This window comes from Moritella viscosa (assembly GCF_900120065.1).
In the GTDB taxonomy this organism is placed as follows: Bacteria; Pseudomonadota; Gammaproteobacteria; order Enterobacterales; family Moritellaceae; genus Moritella; species Moritella viscosa.
The window spans coordinates 1-1,805 of the sequence record NZ_FPLG01000073.1 but is presented as its reverse complement, the minus strand read 5'-3'; the positions used below and the strand labels follow the sequence as shown (position 1 = coordinate 1,805).

General features: G+C 41.2%; 2 protein-coding genes and 1 pseudogene. All 3 read left to right on the top strand.

Annotated features, from left to right (window positions below):
• A pseudogene (locus tag BT797_RS10190) lies at window positions 1-257 on the top strand (ribose ABC transporter ATP-binding protein RbsA); the annotation flags it as partial.
• Between the two features lie 53 nt (window positions 258-310).
• Entirely contained in the window at window positions 311-1,270 is a 960-nt protein-coding gene (rbsC, locus tag BT797_RS10185) for a ribose ABC transporter permease (protein ID WP_211705473.1), read from the top strand.
• A 128-nt stretch (window positions 1,271-1,398) separates the two neighbouring features.
• A partial coding sequence (locus BT797_RS10180; RefSeq protein WP_139292000.1) for a substrate-binding domain-containing protein occupies window positions 1,399-1,805 on the top strand: 407 nt, incomplete at its 3' end.

The window sequence follows — 1,805 nt, the reverse complement described above, 5'->3', positions numbered from 1 at the left end:
TTATTTTAGATGAACCAACACGCGGTGTGGATGTTGGCGCTAAAAAAGAGATTTACCAGTTAATAAATCAATTTAAAAAAGAAGGTATGAGTATCATTTTAGTTTCGTCAGAAATGCCTGAAGTATTGGGGATGAGCGATCGAATTTTAGTGATGCACGAAGGGCAGATCAGCGGTGAATTTATGGCAGAACATGCTAACCAAGAACAACTAATGGCATGCGCTGTTGGCAAAAAAATAGATGAGGCAGGGCGATGAGCCAGAACCAAGCAGTTAATAAAAATTCCAGCAGCAACATGAGCAGCGATGTTATGACTAAAAACTTAACTAAAAAGTTTTTCACTAAAGAATGGTTAATTGAACAAAAATCATTAATCGCCCTGATCTTATTGATTGTGGTGGTGTCTTTTTTAAACCCTAATTTTTTCACTATGGGTAATATTTTAAATATATTACGTCAAACATCAGTGAATGCGATTATCGCTGTGGGTATGACGTTAGTGATCTTAACCGCGGGTATTGATTTAAGTGTGGGTTCCATTCTTGCCTTGTGTGGTGCGTTTGCAGCGACATTAATTTCAATGGAAGTCAACGTGATGATTGCCGTGCCTGTTGCATTGTTTGCTGGTGCAGCACTTGGTGCAATGAGCGGTATTATTATCGCTAAGGGTAAGGTTCAAGCCTTCATCGCTACGTTAGTTACGATGACGTTATTACGTGGTGTGACTATGGTATATACCGAAGGTCGCCCGATTTCGACAGGTTTTACGGATGTTGCTGATAACTTTTCATTAATCGGTACCGATTATTTACTGGGCGTTCCAGTGCCGATCTGGTTAATGGTGATTGTGTTTGCATCGGTATGGTATTTATTAAATCACACTCGCTTTGGTCGTTATGTTTATGCGATTGGTGGGAATGAAGCCGCTGCACGTTTATCAGGAATTAATGTCGATAAAGTAAAGATTGGTGTATATGCCATCTGTGGCCTACTGGCTGCACTCGCTGGTTTGATTGTGACGTCTCGTCTGTCCTCTGCGCAACCAACGGCTGGTATGGGTTACGAGTTAGACGCTATCGCCGCTGTCGTATTGGGCGGAACAAGCCTTGCTGGCGGTAAAGGTCGTATTATGGGAACGCTGATTGGTGCATTAATTATTGGCTTCTTAAATAACGCATTAAATCTATTGGATGTATCTTCATATTTCCAAATGATTGCTAAAGCTGTGGTGATCCTACTTGCAGTATTAGTGGATACGAAAAAGAAATAAAAAATACAGCATCTCAGAAATAAAGAGTAAACATAATAATAAAAGTAGCGATAAATAGTCGTAACAAAACCTGTGAACCCCAGTACCCTATCTGGGGCAGCAGAATTAACTAAAAGAAGGTATAAGTAATGAAAAAATTAGCAACCTTGATCTCTGCAGCTGTTGTTTCAGCGTCTTTCAGTGCGACCGTGATGGCGCAAGATACGCTTGCAATGGTTGTGTCGACGCTAAATAACCCTTTCTTTGTAACAATGAAAGAAGGTGCTGAAGCGAAAGCGAAAACCTTAGGTTATAAGTTAATTGTGCTGGACTCACAGAATGATCCAAGTAAGGAATTAGCTAACGTTGAAGATTTAACTGTGCGTGGCGTGAAAGCAATTCTAATCAACCCAACAGATTCAGATGCTGTATCGAACGCGATTCGTATGGCGAACCGCTCTCATATACCTGTAATCACATTAGACCGTGGTGCAAGTCGCGGTAAAGTTGTGAGCCACATTGCCTCTGATAACGTTGCTGGTGGCGAAATGGCTGG